Origin of the sequence: Mesorhizobium sp. M7D.F.Ca.US.004.03.1.1 (genome assembly GCF_003998635.1) — a bacterium.
Taxonomy (GTDB): Bacteria; Pseudomonadota; Alphaproteobacteria; order Rhizobiales; family Rhizobiaceae; genus Mesorhizobium; species Mesorhizobium loti.
Genome location: NZ_RZQG01001557.1, coordinates 1 through 759, shown reverse-complemented (window position 1 = coordinate 759; position 759 = coordinate 1). Strand labels below are relative to the sequence as shown.

Annotated in this window: 1 protein-coding gene and 1 pseudogene; both read right to left on the bottom strand. The window is 60.2% G+C overall.

All coding sequences use genetic code 11. The annotated features are described in order from the left end of the window. A pseudogene (locus tag EN935_RS38670) lies at window positions 1-274 on the bottom strand (AMP nucleosidase); the annotation flags it as partial. 74 nt (window positions 275-348) lie between these two features. Next, window positions 349-543: a hypothetical protein gene (locus EN935_RS38665; RefSeq protein WP_127264634.1), complete on the bottom strand. Its 195-nt coding sequence runs from the start codon at window positions 541-543 to the stop codon at window positions 349-351. Window positions 544-759: the final 216 nt, after the last annotated feature.

The window sequence follows — 759 nt, the reverse complement described above, 5'->3', positions numbered from 1 at the left end:
GTGTCGGCATATGGCCATAGGCTTGGCGCGAGTCGATCTGGGTGAACGAGTTGGTGGTGACGCCGATCTCCGGATAAAAGGCCCGGTAGCGCTTGCCATTGTCGCCGCCCGCTGCCGCCAGTTCTGCAAAGGAGTCGCGCAGGAATTTGGTGTTGCGGTCGTAAAGCGCCTGCAGTGCCGCGACTGCCTTTTCAGCGCTATCAAAGCTTTGCCGGCCAAAAGGCTCCGGCATGACGACAGATTCGATAGCTTGTGGGTAGATTCGCTTTTCCATGGCTCAATATAGAGACTCGGATCGGCACTTGGGAGGGGTGTCGCGACCGAAGGCCGCCAAAGCGTCATTTTTCTTCAACCGCGCTGCAGGCTGACCAGGAGCACGAAACCGACGCCGGACTTGTTCAGAGCCGGTGCGTCGATCGTCGAGCCGGTGTCAGTGCGCATCATCGGCACGGCCAGAACCGGAGCGGCCAGAACCGTCAGGATAAGCGCCGCCCGCGGCAGAAGCCGAAGGGTCTTGAGAGCGTTGGCGGCGATGCGGTTCATGGTGTTTCAGCTTTTCTTTTCGAGGTCTTGGTTTCTGTGTTCAGTTGCGAAGGTGGGTGGGGCAGGCAAGGCGGCAGGTTCTCGAACTGGCATCGTCCCAGGCGCGGGCCGGACGGCCCGCTTCAGCGACGAGGATGGCGAAGAACATTCCAAACAGGCTCATCAGCAGGCAGACGATGGTGAAGCGGCGAGCAAGCATTGGTTCGGGTCTCCTTC

Coding starts and splice junctions, on each gene's coding strand:
- EN935_RS38665 (WP_127264634.1), bottom strand. CDS start 543: ATGAACCGCATCGCCGCCAACGCTCTCAAGACCCTTCGGCTTCTGCCG.